The 16,025-nt window shown below is 38.0% G+C and carries 10 protein-coding genes; 6 read left to right on the top strand and 4 right to left on the bottom strand.

Features of this window, described 5'->3' with window-relative positions:
• Positions 1 to 3: 3 nt before the first annotated feature.
• Positions 4 to 645 carry an NUDIX hydrolase gene (locus tag CA2015_RS14955; RefSeq protein WP_048642625.1) on the bottom strand — a complete coding sequence of 214 codons (642 nt, stop codon included), beginning with the start codon at positions 643 to 645 and terminating at the stop codon, positions 4 to 6.
• Between the two features lie 218 nt (positions 646 to 863).
• On the opposite strand from CA2015_RS14955, the gene aceK reads away from it, so the two are divergent.
• Positions 864 to 2,591, top strand: coding sequence for a bifunctional isocitrate dehydrogenase kinase/phosphatase (gene aceK, locus CA2015_RS14950; RefSeq protein WP_048642624.1), 1,728 nt, complete (start codon positions 864 to 866; stop codon positions 2,589 to 2,591).
• A gap of 1 nt (position 2,592) precedes the next feature.
• Here the strand turns inward: aceK and CA2015_RS14945 are convergent, their stop codons facing one another.
• Positions 2,593 to 3,108, bottom strand: a complete 516-nt coding sequence (locus CA2015_RS14945; protein ID WP_048642623.1) for a gamma carbonic anhydrase family protein — start codon at positions 3,106 to 3,108, stop codon at positions 2,593 to 2,595.
• Between the two features lie 498 nt (positions 3,109 to 3,606).
• Between CA2015_RS14945 and CA2015_RS14940 the strand changes: the two genes are divergently transcribed.
• The 5 genes from CA2015_RS14940 (at position 3,607) to CA2015_RS14920 (ending at position 8,614) form a co-directional block, all read left to right on the top strand.
• The gene (locus CA2015_RS14940; protein WP_048642622.1) at positions 3,607 to 4,329 is read left to right on the top strand and encodes a YceI family protein; all 723 of its coding nucleotides are present in this window, start codon (positions 3,607 to 3,609) and stop codon (positions 4,327 to 4,329) included.
• An 84-nt stretch (positions 4,330 to 4,413) separates the two neighbouring features.
• Entirely contained in the window at positions 4,414 to 5,697 is a 1,284-nt protein-coding gene (locus CA2015_RS14935; protein ID WP_048642621.1) for a chorismate-binding protein, read from the top strand.
• Positions 5,698 to 7,047 (top strand): NADP-specific glutamate dehydrogenase, encoded by a 1,350-nt coding sequence (gene gdhA / locus CA2015_RS14930; RefSeq protein ID WP_048642620.1) that lies wholly within the window; start codon positions 5,698 to 5,700, stop codon positions 7,045 to 7,047. It begins immediately after the preceding gene.
• An 8-nt stretch (positions 7,048 to 7,055) separates the two neighbouring features.
• The gene (gene dinB, locus CA2015_RS14925; RefSeq protein WP_048642619.1) at positions 7,056 to 8,132 is read left to right on the top strand and encodes a DNA polymerase IV; all 1,077 of its coding nucleotides are present in this window, start codon (positions 7,056 to 7,058) and stop codon (positions 8,130 to 8,132) included.
• A gap of 287 nt (positions 8,133 to 8,419) precedes the next feature.
• Positions 8,420 to 8,614, top strand: coding sequence for a hypothetical protein (locus CA2015_RS14920; RefSeq protein ID WP_048642618.1), 195 nt, complete (start codon positions 8,420 to 8,422; stop codon positions 8,612 to 8,614).
• Here the strand turns inward: CA2015_RS14920 and tamL are convergent.
• Together tamL and CA2015_RS14910 are read right to left on the bottom strand one after the other, a co-directional pair.
• Positions 8,611 to 10,944 carry a translocation and assembly module lipoprotein TamL gene (gene tamL, locus CA2015_RS14915; RefSeq protein WP_048642617.1) on the bottom strand — a complete coding sequence of 778 codons (2,334 nt, stop codon included), beginning with the start codon at positions 10,942 to 10,944 and terminating at the stop codon, positions 8,611 to 8,613. The genes CA2015_RS14920 and tamL overlap by 4 nt on opposite strands.
• Positions 10,934 to 15,955, bottom strand: coding sequence for a translocation/assembly module TamB domain-containing protein (locus CA2015_RS14910; RefSeq protein ID WP_169786487.1), 5,022 nt, complete (start codon positions 15,953 to 15,955; stop codon positions 10,934 to 10,936). Before CA2015_RS14910 ends, tamL begins: the two co-directional genes overlap by 11 nt.
• Positions 15,956 to 16,025 lie beyond the last annotated feature (70 nt).

The following is a 16,025-nucleotide window of genomic DNA, read 5'->3' as shown; positions in this document are numbered from 1 at the left end:
CAATTATTCGATTTTCTTCAAAAGAGTTAAAAATTCACTTAATATCATGGCCGTAGCTCCCCAAACCACCTCTTTATTGATTTCATAATAAGGAGCCTGAATTTGCGTTCCACCTGCAAGATTCATTCCTTTTTTCTTTACAATGGCCTCATCTGTCAATTCATCAAACTTACAGATTACAAGTCGATCTACTTCTCTTTCATCAATTTGAAATACGGGAGGGAATGAGGAATAACCAATATATGGCCTTACAGAAAAATTACTTGGGGGAATGTAAAGGTCGGATAAGTTACCAAGGATTTGAATATGCTTTCTAGGCACTCCAATCTCTTCCTCCGTCTCTCTCAGCGCTGTTTCTCCCAAATCCGTGTCTCCCAAATCCTTTTTACCTCCCGGCAAGGCGATTTGTCCACTGTGCACTCCTTCATAGGTAGCTCTTTTAATAAAGGGAATAATAATGCTTTTATTATCCTCAGAAGGACAAAACAACATTAACACAGCCCCTTTTCTAGCATTTAAAATCTGCTGCTTATCAAAACGCTCCATTTCAAGAGGAATTGGAGCCATCCGCTCTTGAGCAGATCTGCCTGGTAAGGGGCCTTCCAGAACTTTTGTCAGCTTATTAACCAATTGAATAAAATCCATACCTGGTATTTATATATTAAAAAAAGGCCTGAATAATATTCAGGCCTTTTTTACTTATCAAACCTATTAAACCTATTGTGTTTTATTCAGAAATGAATAAACTCGAACGAAATTAAGGAATAAATTTGCAATTCCAAAGGCTATTTATTTTGTCCTAATAAAATAATAACCTAATATCCACCTCAAAACAATGCCAATAAAAAAAGGGAATAGCCATTATGAATTCTGAACTTATAAACCGCATAGTAAAAACTATCTTAAATGGTTATGCTGCCTATATTGGTGATTTTAATCAAATCACTCAACGAATCCCTGGTAATTTTAAAGAAAGGAATTGGAAACAACTTCATGCCAATCATAGGGAAAGGTTGCGCTTATACAAAGACCACCTCAGGGATATCGTTTGTGACTGTGAGGAATTACTAAAGGACAAAAATGGAGACAGGTCAGTTTGGGAAAAGCTCCACAGTTCTTATCAGGAAGCTATATCAACAAATGAGGACAAGGAATTGGCAGGAACTTTTTTCAATTCCGTATTTAGAAAAGTGTTTCCTGGAAAGGTAATTGATGAGAAATTGATGTTTTACAATTTACAAGGAACTACCGATTCTGGGAAAATCGATGAATCCTTGTTCCGAAACTACCCTGCTCAAATTGACCTCCACCAAGCTTTCGATAATATTCTTGAAGATTTTTATTTTGGGGTTCCCTATTACCAGAGAGATAAGGACATTGACCATTTAGTAGACAGTGTAAAACAGGTGATCCTTAGTAGATATAAAGCTACCAAGGAAACGACCACCCAGGTTCTAAGGGATGTTTTCTATCGCAACAAGGCAGCTTATTTAATTGGCCGGACTTATATGGGCAATAAATGGATGCCATTTATTATACCTTTTCTACACAATGAAAAGGGAGTATTCGCTGACACTTTGATTTTTGATCCGAACATCATGAGTGGGATTTTCAGCTATACTAGGTCCTATTTCATGGCCCCTATAGCAATCCCAGCACAAACGGTAAACTTCCTTCAATCTGTCATTCAGCACAAAAGGCCTTATGAGTTGTACAATGCAATTGGCTTTAATAAACATGGAAAAACAGCTTTTTACAAGGATTTCACCAATCATCTTGCTCAAAGTACCGATCAATTTGTTCTAGCGGAAGGAATTAAAGGGATGGTCATGACTGTGTTTACCCTTCCCTCCTACAATATCGTTTTTAAGTTGATCAAGGATCATTTTGAACCTCCCAAAAACATGACCAGACAACAGGTTAAAGAAAAATACAAATTGGTGGGGCTACACGACAGGGTTGGGCGAATGGCGGACACCCATGAGTTTGAAAATTTCAGACTACCGCTAGATCGAATTGACCCTACCTTAATGAAAGAACTAAAAACAAATGTGAATTCCCTTTTGTCTATAGAAGGAGACACACTGGTAATAAAACACATGTACATCGAACGTAGGCTTCGCCCATTGAACCTCTACTTAGAAGAATGTAGCCTGGAAGCCGCTAAGCATGCTGTTGATGATTATGCCAAAGCCATCTTACAAATGGCTCAGGCAAATATCTTCCCAGGTGACATGATGACAAAAAACTTTGGTGTTACTCGTCAAAACAGGGTGATTTTTTATGATTACGATGAAATTGAATTTCTAGATAAAATGAACTTTCGCGTCAAACCAAAACCTGAAACCTATGATCAGATTTACGCCTCCAAGCCCTGGTATGAGATTAATGAAAACGACGTGTTTCCCGAAGATTTTAAACGATTTATGATAGGTCGTCAGGATGTGAAAAGCTATTTCATCCAATCCAATCCCGAACTATTTGATCCCGGGTATTGGTCTGCCATTCAGGAGAAACTTAGAAAGGGTGAATTGATCCACGCCTTTCCTTATCCAGAATCCATGAGATTCAGACCCGATGAGCTGGTCTAAATCATTCATCTTTATACCAACTTGCATATTTGGGGTAATTGGAAGCTATTCTTATAATTGTTGCTTCCATTTCTTTCCCAGTATCCTTTACTTTCTTGGCCGGAATTCCTGCATATATGGAATTGTTTTCAACTATGGTGCCTGCGAGAACCACTGCTCCCGCGGCTATAACTGCACCTTCGCCTATGATCGCATCATCCATAACTATGGCCCCCATACCAATCATTACCCGGTCTTTTATAGTACAGCCGTGAACAATTGCATTGTGAGCAATGGAAACTTCTGAACCAATATTTACAGGGGACTTTTGATAAGAGCAATGAATAACCGCTCCATCTTGAACATTGGTATTGTTTCCAATCTTAATATAATGTACGTCTCCTCTGATTACAGCATTAAACCACACAGTACAGTTATCGCCCATTACTACATCCCCGGTAAGGGTTGCATTGTCTGCAAGCCAGCAGTCCTTTCCCCATTGAGGAGATTTGTCATTTACTTTTTTTACAAGTGCCATATTCCTATTATTATTTATTGCAGCTATTGTGCGTTTTGTAAAGGTTGAAAAGTGTTTAACCCAATGCCATTCCTAGTAGCTTTTTGATTTAATAGAGAAAGGACATAGCTGTTCTCCACTTTACAACTACTATTATCCCATCATTTTGTTGCAATTTCAACACCTTCTTCGAATTTCAAAGCAAAAAGCCACCATAGTTTAACATGAAATAGGCAATAGACCTACTTTTAGGTGATAAAATCACTTCTAAATTAAAAAAACCTCACAATTTCATCTACACCTTTAGGTCAACTTTGCCAATATCCAAACAACCTGATTTTCTTAATATTAGATTATAAGACAGCCAAGCCAAGGAAATATTTAGGATTAATAGGGAATGTCCTTGAATCCTATTTAAAATATTTTAAATTTATTGAACTTTTTAATTTACATTTAGTTTAAGTGTATATACATATAATTTCGAAACCAATCTTAACTTATTTAAATCACTACACTATTATGAAAACAATTAAATTATCAGGTTTTTTACTTTCAGCAGCTTTACTCACTTTCTCATGTGGACAAAGCAGTAATACTGTTGAAACAACTGAAGCGCAAGAAGAAGCACAAGCAAGTGGTAAAACGCTTCAATTGGACACCAATGCAAGTACAGTAAACTGGAGAGGTTATAAGCCTACAGGTCAACACCATGGAATAATTCCTATTACAAAAGGTGAAATTTCTGTAGAAGGTGATGCAATTACTTCTGGAGAGTTCACTTTTGATGTTACCAAACTTGAAATTCACGATTTGGAAGCGGGAAGCGAAAATCACGGTAAATTGTCCAATCACCTACAGTCAGATGATTTTTTCGATGCTGCAAATCATCCTGAGGCAACTTTTGTGATCACAGAAGTTTCTCCCTATTCTTCAGGTGATAACATAGAAGATCAAGAACAATTTGAAACTAAAAACACACCAAAGAGTGAATCTGAATTGGCACCAGCTTCACCTACTCATTGGGTAAGTGGTAACCTAACCATCAGAGGAACAACCAAGAACATCAAATTTCCTGCTGCTGTATCTATGGCTAATGGAAAAGTTTCAGCTCAGGCAGGTTTCAATATTGACAGAACAGACTGGGGATTGTCTTATGGAGACGAAGCTACAGCTACAGACAAGGCTAAAGATAAATTTATTTACAACTCTGTAAGTGTGAGTTTTGATATCAAATCAATTTAATATTTTAAAAAATATTAAAATTTTATTAAAAAGGGGGATAGAAATATCCCCCTTTTTTCATGTCATTTACCTATTTTTGCAGGAATGTCATCCCTTGAAAACAAGCTCACCGTACACAAAACCTCAAACTGGATTCCTCAAATGTTGGAATGGGCCAATCTTAATTTTGGCTATTTTGGTTATTTCACTTCCAATGAGGTCAACTATCCTTCCGGAGGATTTGAGCATGTTTTTTATGCTGGTTCACATGCGGTAAACTTGGAAAGTATCAGTCAACTGCCTATTAGCAAGCCCAAAATAGGGATCTTAAGCTATGACCAAAAAAATAAATACGAGGATTTATACAGCAACAATAGGTCTGAAATAAACTGTCCGGACAGCTTATTCTTTAGTCCTGAATTGACCATTTATATTTCTTCTGAGGAGGTGACAATCCAATGCCAAAACCCAAATGTTGTTCATACAGGCATTTTAAACACCAACATAGCTACAACTGCAGAAAGTAAGGGTAGCTGCATTTTACATTGCTCGCATGATCAAGAAAGTTACACAAACACCTTTAACAAAATCCAGGAACATATCCTCGCAGGAGATATCTATGAACTGAACTACTGCATGGATTTTCATGGTAAAGCTACTCATATAGCGCCAATAGACATCTTTCTAGACTTATGCGCCAATAGTCCAATGCCTTTTAGTGCATTGTTTAAGGCTGCAAATTTATATCTTTGCTGTGCCTCACCTGAAAGGTTTCTGAAGAAGAAAGGGCAAACACTACTAACTCAGCCGATCAAAGGAACGACTAAAAGAGGCAATAGTATCCAAGAGGATGAGAAGTTAAGAAGAAACTTATCAGAAAGTGAGAAAGAGCGGGCAGAAAACCTGATGATCGTTGATTTAATGAGAAATGACCTAGCCAGAATGGCCATAACAGGTTCAATTTCAGTAAAAGAATTGTTTGGGATTTATTCATTTAGGCAAATCACCCAGATGATCTCTTCCATCACCTGCCAATTACCTCCAAACACAAGTTTTGAAGAGATTCTGGCCAATACCTTCCCAATGGGAAGCATGACAGGGGCACCAAAAATCAAGTGCATGGAGATCATTGAGGCTTACGAAAATTTTAAAAGATCTTGGTTTTCAGGCAGTATAGGATACATCGATGAAAATGGAGATTTCGATTTTTGTGTAATTATTAGAAGCTTAATCATAGATAAAACTAAAAATTCCTTTTATTTTGGTGTCGGTAGTGCCATTACCATTGATGCTGATGCACGGGATGAGTACCAAGAGTGCCTTTTAAAAGCCTCTTCAATAATTAAAACTTTAGAAAATTCATATTCAATTATTAATAACCCAAACTAAATGTCGACACTGAAAAACATCCTACAATCCATAACTGATAAAAATCCCAACGAGGCAGAATTTCACCAAGCAGTAGAAGAAGTTTTTGAGAGCATACTCCCTGTACTTAAAGCCAATAATTTATACATAGATGCCAAACTTTTTGAAAGAATCTGTGAACCTGAAAGAATTATTTCTTTCCGTGTTTGCTGGACAGACGACCAAGGGAAGGTACAAATCAATAAAGGTTATAGGATACAAATGAACAGCGCATTGGGCCCTTATAAAGGAGGCTTGCGTTTTCACCCTAGTGTCAACCAGAGTATACTTAAATTTTTAGCATTCGAGCAGGTATTTAAAAATGCTTTAACAGGCTTACCTCTTGGCGCTGGAAAAGGGGGCGCTGATTTTAACCCTAAAGGAAAATCTGATGGAGAGGTAATGCGTTTTTGCCAGGCATGGATGATGGAAGCCTACCGCCATATTGGTCATTTTACTGATGTTCCTGCTGGTGACATTGGCGTAGGTGAAAGAGAAATCGGTTACCTTTTCGGAACCTATAAAAAAATTCAAAATGAATTCCAGGGAGTACTGACTGGAAAAGGAAAAGACTGGGGCGGTTCCTATTTAAGACCTGAAGCCACTGGTTATGGCCTTATTCATTTTGCTCACTTCATGCTTACAGAAATCGATGAAAACTTAAATGGCAAAGTTTGCTTGGTATCTGGAGCTGGTAATGTTTCTCAATTTGCCATCGAAAAATTATTGCATGAAGGAGCCAAAGTAGTAGCGTTTTCTGATTCTACTGGATTTATCCATGACCCTGAGGGCATGACGGAAGAAAAGTTAGAATACTTAAAAAATGTAAAAAACGGACAGAGAAAGAGTATTTCTGCTTTTGCCGATCATTATGAATCAGCCACCTTTACTGCCGTAGGAAAGAAAAACCTTTGGTCTATTCCTGCAGATTGTGCCTTCCCATGTGCTACACAGAATGAATTGAATGAAAAAGACGCTAAGCTTCTTAAACAAAATGGTTTGATGCTTTTAGCTGAAGGTGCTAACATGCCATGTACACCAGATGCGATCGGCTATTTACAGAAAACAAAGGTATTGTACGGGCCTGGTAAGGCTTCTAATGCTGGTGGAGTGGCCGTTTCTGGACTGGAAATGACCCAAAACAGAATGGGCCGTTACTGGACTAAAAGCGATCTCGAGAAACAATTGAGAACCATCATGAAAGATATTCATGAAAAATGCCTAGAGACCATTAGCAAACATGAATTAGAAAAACAAGATTATCTTAATGCCGCCAATATCGGAGCATTTGAAAAAGTGGCCCGGGCCATGCATGCCCAAGGAACTGTATAAGACAAACCATGGAAAACTACCGGAAAATCATACATGTAGACATGGATGCATTTTTCGCATCGGTAGAACAATTAGATCATCCTGAATACAAAAACAAACCCCTAGCAGTTGGGGGAAACAAAGAACGGGGTGTGGTAGCTGCTGCCAGTTATGAAGCCAGAAAATATGGCGTAAGGTCAGCAATGTCCTCTAAACTGGCAGCACTAAAATGCCCCAACTTAATCTTTGTCCGACCAAGATTCGATAGGTATAAGGAAATCTCTCAGGTGATCAGGAAAATATTCCTTACCTACACCGACCTAGTAGAACCCCTGTCTCTGGATGAGGCTTTTCTGGATGTAACCACCAATCATTTCAACCTTCCTTCTGCCACCTTAATCGCTAAGGAAATACGTCAAAAAATCAAAGAAGAAACGGGATTGAATGCCTCTGCAGGTATTTCTTACAATAAATTTTTAGCCAAAATAGCCTCTGACCTAAATAAACCTAATGGACAAGCAGTTATTACACCCGAAAAAGCGGTGGAATTTCTCGAGAAATTACCAATTGAAAAATTTTTTGGTATTGGAAAAGTGATGGCTAAAAAAATGAATGCCTTAGGAATCTACAATGGACACGATTTAAAAGAGTATTCCTTACCATTTCTTACCAGTAGATTTGGAAAATCAGGCCTTCATTATTATAAAATTGTCAGGGGAATTCATGAAAGTGAAGTCAAACCTAACAGAATTCGGAAATCCTTAGGCGTAGAACAGACCTTTGAAAAAGACCTGATGCCTACCTCTGATATAAAAGCCACAATAAAAGAAAAGCTATTGCCTGAGTTTTACCGAAGGCTGGAACGCAATAAAGCCAATGGTAGAACACTAACCCTCAAAATAAAATACAACGATTTTACACAACACACAAGGAGTAAAACACTATTGAGCCCAATCCCAAATACAAGCATGGAAAACATAGTGAATGAGCTTGTTGACCAGGAACCATTGAATTTACCAGTGAGGTTATTAGGTATCAGCCTCTCCAATCTCACATCCAAAGACCAAGACAAGCCCTCGGGAGAACAACTTAAGATCGATTATTGAACCCGAAATATGCAATAGACAATCTATTACGTGCTGAAATCGCTTCAAAATACCCAATCGTTGCTGTTTTCAATTTCACCATAGCGGTGCTATGGTAAAATCTCCAAACAGCCTGATTTTCTTGCGATTGCACCACTTCCCGTAAACACGGGACAGGCTTCACCCCTGACATTGTCAGGGCGGAGAAATTCTATTACATAATCCGGGTTGAATTGTATGCTAAAAGTGATGACAATTCAATTCGGCATTAAAATTGCCAATAATCTTATGAACTAAACACGAGAACCATGACTACTGAAAAAAAATACCAGGAATTTGGCTTAAAATATGGAATTCCATTGGCCATAATTACCTCTACCCTTGCCATGAAAAAATCCAGTGGACTAGGGAAATTAATTACCTTCTCCATTGTCACACCTGCAATGTTGGCCTATTTATACAGCTTAATTAAAACAAAGCAAATTTCTGACTTAGACCATTAAAAAGGGTAACCGATAGCAAAATTAAATATTAAATTATTCTTTCTCCATTCGCTATCCTGCACTTTAAATTCTTTTGCCCACCGTTCCCCTTCAGGCAAGTATGGACTCCTAAGGGGAGCGGCTAGGTCAAACCTGACCACAAAGAATTCTATATCTACCCTTAGGCCGATTCCAGCTCCAACAGCCAATTCCCTGTACCAATCCCTACCAAACTTACCTCCAGGTAAGGCCTCATTTTCATTTACCAACCAAACATTTCCTACATCCACAAATGTTGCCCCTTTGAGGTAAGAGACAATGGGGAATCTGAATTCTAGATTTCCTTCGAGCCTAATGTCACCTGCTTGGTCAAAATAATTGCCAGTGGTTTCGTCATCAGGCTTAAATGAACCCGGACCGAGAGACCTTATTCGAAAGGCCCTTATGCTATTGGGCCCTCCCGAGAAAAACTGTTTTGAAAATGGGAGTGACACTGAGTTACCATAAGGCAGTCCTAGCCCTCCAAAGAAGCGGAAAGCAAGTAACTTTTCTTCAGTAAATCTCCAGTAATACCTAAAATCAACATCTCCTTTATTGTATTGGGCATAATTAAAACCCAAAAAAGTGTTTTGATCCTCACTACTCAATAATTTATTGGCCAGCCGAAGTCCTCCACCTGCCAGGTCGATATTGGCACCGAAATAAATGCTATGCTCCCTATACTTGTCCATTAACTTGTTAAAGGCAAAACTATAGGTAAGTCCAGCTATAAATTGATGTTCAAAACTTTGCCTTAAAAATGGATTATTGTCTAATATTTCCTCAAACTCGCTGGAGGTCTTGGACATGTCCACAAAGTTCAAAGCTATAGGTGTGATCTCATGGTATACAAAACGATTGGCATTCCAAAAATAACCATAGGAAGCAGAAATTGTGTTTAATCTGTAATACCCTCTTCTATCTTGGTACTCTGTCCCTAAACTGATCTTTGTTTTAGGTACTGAATAAGCAAATCTTTCTTTGATCGAAATTGGAAATACAACCCTGGGGAAAATTAAATCCCCCTTCAAACCTACTTCAAAAGCACTTAAACTTTCCCTTTGTCCAGAGGCGATCTGACTTTCATAGCCAATTTGTGCCGTAAGGTTAAAGGTTTCACCTCCATAAAACAGGTTTCTATTTCTATAATTAAGTAATAAGGCAGGACCAGCGAAATTGTTCGATTTGGAAACCCCCTGCAGTTCTGCTCTTAGGGAACGTTTATCCAGAGGAGTTAGATAGATATTGGCATCCAATTCCCCTTTACCCTCACTAAGAGTCGAGTCTGTCTCTGTGTATCTTAAATTAACAAATCTATAATTCCCTATTCCTGTTAACCTACTGCTGGTAAGCTTGGTATCCTTTGCATTGAAAAGGCTGTCCTTTTCAATCAATATATATTGGTGAAGTAGTTCAGGTTTAAAAGACAGACCATTTTGAATAAATGCAATGTTCTTAATTTTAGTCGTATCTGTTTTCTCACCATATTCATCAGATGAATAATTGGGATAAACCCGAATGTTTTTGACTTGATAAGGGACAATTCCTTTATCCGGTGCATTTTGCTTAAGCCTAAGAAAAAGGTCGTATTTCTTATTATCGTATTGATTTGTGTCTGCTTCAAAAATTAAAAAATCAGGGTTGAAATTATAATAACCTTCATTTTTAAGGCTTTCGTCTAACCTTATCCTTTCTTTCTTCATCATTTCCAAGGAAAAATAATCCCCTTCAGCAATTTCTGTTGAAGCGAGCAATTTCCTTATGCTTCGGTCAATTGGCAAACTGTCTTTGTCGTAAGTATAGGTGGCCAATTGATACGGTTGGGCCAAGTCTACAGAATAATTAATTGCTGCTTTTTTCGGTTTTTGTTCCACCTGAGCACTTACCTCTGAAAAAAAGAATCCACCATTATCCAGCCTATTTAAAATAAGTTGCTGGGTTTTTTCCAGTTCAACACTGCTTAAATAAACGGGTTCCTCCCCGATTTTTTTATAGATAAACCGGTTAATGAAACCCGGATTTTCCTTTTGAACTTTATAATAACTCCATAAGCCAATACGCATGCCCAAAATTTTACTATTGGGCTCTGGTTTTAGCAAGCCTTCTAATTCAGTATTTACCTCCTTGAACCCTTTGACTGAAAAGTCTCTATTGATTTCCAAGTTAGCTCCCGTATATAACTTTTCGTCTTCTGGAATAAATTTTGATACACTGCACCCTACTAAAATCCAAACAGGCACAAGGAATACAAGTGTCTTTTTAAATCTGCTGTAATACGGTTTGAGCGAACATGTGTATTTTTTACTTCTCATTTCTCTCCTCTCCTGCTTTTGTTTCTGAGTCTCTTTCCTTTAATTTAGTTGTTATCCCTTTCCACAAATCCTCAAATTTATTAAACTCCCTATTATAAATTACTGAGAGCCCTGTTACAACCAGTTGACCATCTATAAAACTTTCAAACTGATTTTTTCTAAAACCTCTAATTCGGTAACGGCCATTCTCAGAAAGCAAATATTCCACGCTTACATTCCCCAAGAGAGAATTGCTAGAACTAGAAGAAGATGAGCCTCCTTCAATATCTATCTGACTCCCTACCTGAACAACCAAACGGTCATCAAGAAAGCGCTTACTCGCATTTACATTAAGTTGTGTTCTAGACTCGGGAGAACTCCCTTGGTAATCCTCGAAACTATCCAGCCCAACATCCAACTCCAAGCCTGTATCTCCCACAATACTATTGGTAAAAGTATTTAGCTGCCCTGAAAGTAACTGACTGACACTAGACCTTGCCATGCCTGTAGTTCCCCCACTCCCAGAACTCTCCCCACTTGGAAAAAATCTATTCAATACCAATAGTGAAAAAACTTGACGATTTAATTCACCTTCCTGGTTATTCAATTGTTGTACTTGAGAATATACTGCCCCACCTATTGCACCCCTTTGATCTTCGGGCATATCCATGTTGAAGGAAATTTCAGGCCTAAGTAATTCACCGTCTATATTAAGGTAAACAATAAAAGGCAACTCCTGTCGGTATTTGGTCATCGTCTCCCGTGAACCTCCAGCTGCCGCTGCAGTCATCAGATCAGCGGCAGAGGTTTTGATGCGATAAATAGCCGTAATGTCCATATTGGCATCCATAGGATCTCCAGCCCACGCTATGGTACTTCCACTTTGAATTTCAAATTTCCTACTTACCAAATTATACAAACTCAGTTCATAATGTCCTTTGGAAAGCTCATAAATCCCAGTAAGTGTAACTCTTCCATTTGGATCCATATTAAGACGAAGATCTGCAGCACCTTCGACCAAGAGGTTGTCCCCCGATCGCTCATCAACGACAATATTAAATACTGCCTCTTGGGAAATATTCAAAAGCACAGCCACCTTGTAGCCTGTATATCCGGTGTTGCTGGTTTCCTCCAGTCTTTTTGTTAAAATATCTTCTGGGTCCTTGCGATTTACGAATACCACCACCCCATTTCTTTCTACTATATCCAACTGACTTTCAGGAATTACAAAACTTATATTTGTTCCCTTGTCCACCCTTAGCTTGGCATCTATAATTGGTAAGTTTAGATCGCCTTTGATCGTCACATTGGCCCCTATGATGGCATCTCCATAAAACAAATCATTGTCTTCTTTGGTGGAATTCAACACCATAAAATTATCCGCAGTCAGGGAAAGGTCAAATTGTGGATTAATAAAGTCATCTGTTAATATTTCTCCATCAAGAATAAAGTTATTTCCTTGTTCATCTTTTATAGTTATTTGATCCAGAAAGACTCCTTGGTTATCTACCTTAATTTCATCATCAGCAATAGCAAATCTTGAATTCAAGGTTGCTATTGTAAATTCAGTCTCATTGAATGCCAGATTACCGGCATAGCGTGGATCGGTAGTACTCCCCTCCACCTTGAAATTCCCGGAGATGAAACCTTGCCCTCCACTAATTGCTCCATCAGAAAGTCCCTCCAGTATATTTAATTCAAATTTGTTCAAGTCAAGAACTAGGTTTAATCTCGCTCCCAAAGGATCGGCAGTGAATTCACCTAATAAATCCAAGTTTATTCCTTTGTCTTTTACTTTTAAATCAAAATCATAATTCTTTTGGTCATTGCCTGTGGCGTTCAAAGATAAATTACCTAAAGGCACTTCAAGCAACTCCATGTCCCTTACCGTAATCCCCGCTTGTAAACCCATGGCTTCAAATGGGTTTTCAATTTTAATTGATCCATTTACCAGGCCTGCAGCCAATATATCTTCAGGATTTAGCAAACTGGTAAATGTCCTCAACCTGAAATCATTAAAAGCAATGTCAATGGCGTTTTCGTCCCGCTCATTACTAAATGATAAAAGTTGCTTGCCTCTTGAAAATTCAAATTCCTTAAAATCAAACCAATCTTCTCCTAAAGTAAAGGAATTACCCTCCGGCACATCCCATTTCACCTTATTGAAAACCACACTATCAGGAGAAATGTGAAGACGCAATGAATCTTTATTTATCCCTAGATCGAAATTAATATGAGCCAACACCTCGTCCTCATGAAGTGAATTAAAATTAACATAGAGCAGATTTTCAAGAACCTCACCAGTAAAATAGGTAGGTCCAACTACCAAAGGACCTGATGACAACCCCATAATACCAAAATCAAAGTTAAATTCTGAAGAATCACTTACCACATTAAGGTCTAAACTGTCCACTATAGAACCAGCATAAGAAATGTAGGGAAAACTAATTCTACCATTTAAGGTAGATTTTCCTTCATCAAAAGCCATCCTAATCGAGCCCTCTTCCATCCTTTCCAGTTCTGGCAATATCACCTGTTGTAATAGCAAGGTAGACGGAATAGTAAAATCCATTTCTACATTGACCGGCTTTTGTATTTCAGAAAGGTTTTGAGCTGCACTATCAAGAAAGTATCGATTAAAATGCCTGGAAACTCCTTCATACGTTTCGATAGGGCTTACATTGGAATGTAACTGACCAACCAAGAGATTGCTTTGAATATCCAAGCCTGTTGAATCTGGTAAAATTCTCAAGTTCAAGTTCATGTCTCCCATTGGATAGGCTTGATCTTCCAAGACTACCGTTCCCTCTACCAACTTGGATTGGAGTTCAAAATTTTCTGAATCCCCCGAAAAAGTAGCATCCATGGAAAATTTAGTCCGAATTTTTTGCGCTGTAAAGTTAAGCCCATACAAATCCGCTCCATTTAAATCCAAATCCATAGCTATATTATAGTTGGCAGTATCTAGGGAAACCGCTGCCAACATCTTCAGATCCAAAAACTCGTCTTTATGAATTAAATGAATTTCTCCATCCCCAATCACAATTTCAGCGTCCAACTTTAGTCCTTTATAGTTGTGACCATTATAGCCTAAATTGGTAACGACCGATGCTAATTGCAGGTCTATTTTATCCAAAGGACCTGCATTACCTTTGGCGGACAATTCCATATCCAAGGGACCATAAGCTATCGAATCACCCAATATTTCACCCAAAGGCATTCCTTCTATCTTGGTGTTTAGATCATAGTGATAAGCACCTTCTTTAGCTGTCAATTTAGCATCTACTTTTACGGAACCTTCATAGGCCTTGAGGAAAGACTCAAGACTGAACGCATTAAGTGACCCAATAGTAGCTAAAGATAGGTCAACTTGCTTGGGGTAATTAAAACCTAGACTGTCTTCAGGAACAAAGAGATTTAGGTCCTTTTCACTAGAAATAAAATTAAACTCCTCTACATTCCACGATACACGCTCTGTAACAAGCGGTTCGGAAACGAAACCAGAAAGTGATATCCGCGTAGAATTCCCCCATTTTGCAGAAAGCTTTTCTAAATTCAACTTGTCCATTTTTCCAGAGACAAGTAATGTTGCGTTAAGCTTATTCTTCGCAAATGTCTTTACATAAGTATTATTTTTAAGCCCTGGAGAGAAATAATAGGCATCTTGAATACCAAGATATACGGAATTGAGTGCCAAATCTAAAAATGAACTTTCTGGATTTTCTATAAAAGTAGCCAAACTAGGGTATTGCAGCTTTAACTTTCCTTTCAAACTGCTATTGCCCGTGGCTATAGTTAAATCGGCCAAGTCAAAAGATTCATTATCTAAATCAAATCGCCCTTGAAAGTTATCTAATCTGAAACCAGATTTTTCCTCAAACTCAAATTTATTTAGGGTCAGCCCAGCCTTTTCAGGCTTTAAAAACATATTATTGACCTCTATATCAAAGTTTTTTAATGCAATATTATTTGGGTTGAACCCAGTAGATGACCCATTATCACCATTTACCTGATAATTTATTTTGTTGTTGGTCAGGTTTAAGCTTGATAATTCCACTTCCCATAGAGGCCAAGAAAAGAATGCTGTTGAATCCTTAGTTTCGGGACTGTTTTGTAGGTTGTCTAGTGTGCTTTTATAATCAATAAAGGAATCATGAAGAGAAAAGGTTTTTATTAACACCCTTTGCTTCTCAAGATTGGCTTCGGGCATTTCTAACAATAATTCACCTAAACTAGATTGCAAGTCCATGCCATCGGGCAAAGAAGTGTAGTCGATATTTATACTTTTTAATGAAAGCTCTTCCAGCACAAGTAGTGGCAAAGGAGTCTCACTGCTGGTAGAATCATCACTTGGAGGAAAAGCTTTGGATTGATGGTAAGAAATGGCAGAGTTTTCCCACTGAAACTTGTTAACATGAAAATCCATTTTATTGAGATCCAAACTATTAATTTGGAGCAACAACTTACCAAGGCTAAGTTTCCCTTCCAATTCTAACATTTGATCTGAATAGTTCAAGTGCCAGTTTTCTAATTCTATTGGTCCCACACTGATATCAGGATAGCCACTATCCACATTGGAGGCCGTATCAATCGAAGCTGTGTCTAAACTTGTCTCTTGTCCAGAGAAGGCATCAATAAGATAATTGAAGTTAAAATTCCCTAAACTATCCCTACTGATATTCGCAGTAAGTCCCTCCCATTCAAGCCTTGATATACTGATCTGATTATTTCTTATGAAAGGAATTAGTTCTAAACCTGTCTCTAGTCGGTGACTGTAAATTAGCGTATCTCCTTTGGTATCTTCCAGATAAAGCCCTTCTAAATACAAGTTCCCACGAAAAGTCACAAACAGCCTATCAATGTTAACTTTAGTATTTGTTTTTTCTGCTACATATTTGGTAACCTTATTCACGATAATTTTCTGACCGAAAGGACTTCGGACGAATAGAATTAATAGAAGGACCAGTATGGTAAGACTGAGTAAAACCCATCCTCCTATTTTTAAAATTCTTTTACCTAAGGTTTGCTTCAAAGCTGTGTTTTTTACTAAAAAAAGGAGTGGAAGAACCATCCACTCCTGTGTAAATTTGTTACAATAAGTG

It is taken from the genome of Cyclobacterium amurskyense (assembly GCF_001050135.1).
In the GTDB taxonomy this organism is placed as follows: domain Bacteria; phylum Bacteroidota; class Bacteroidia; order Cytophagales; family Cyclobacteriaceae; genus Cyclobacterium; species Cyclobacterium amurskyense.
Note: the sequence above shows the minus strand (reverse complement) of the source record. Positions and strands in the feature narration are given on the sequence as shown.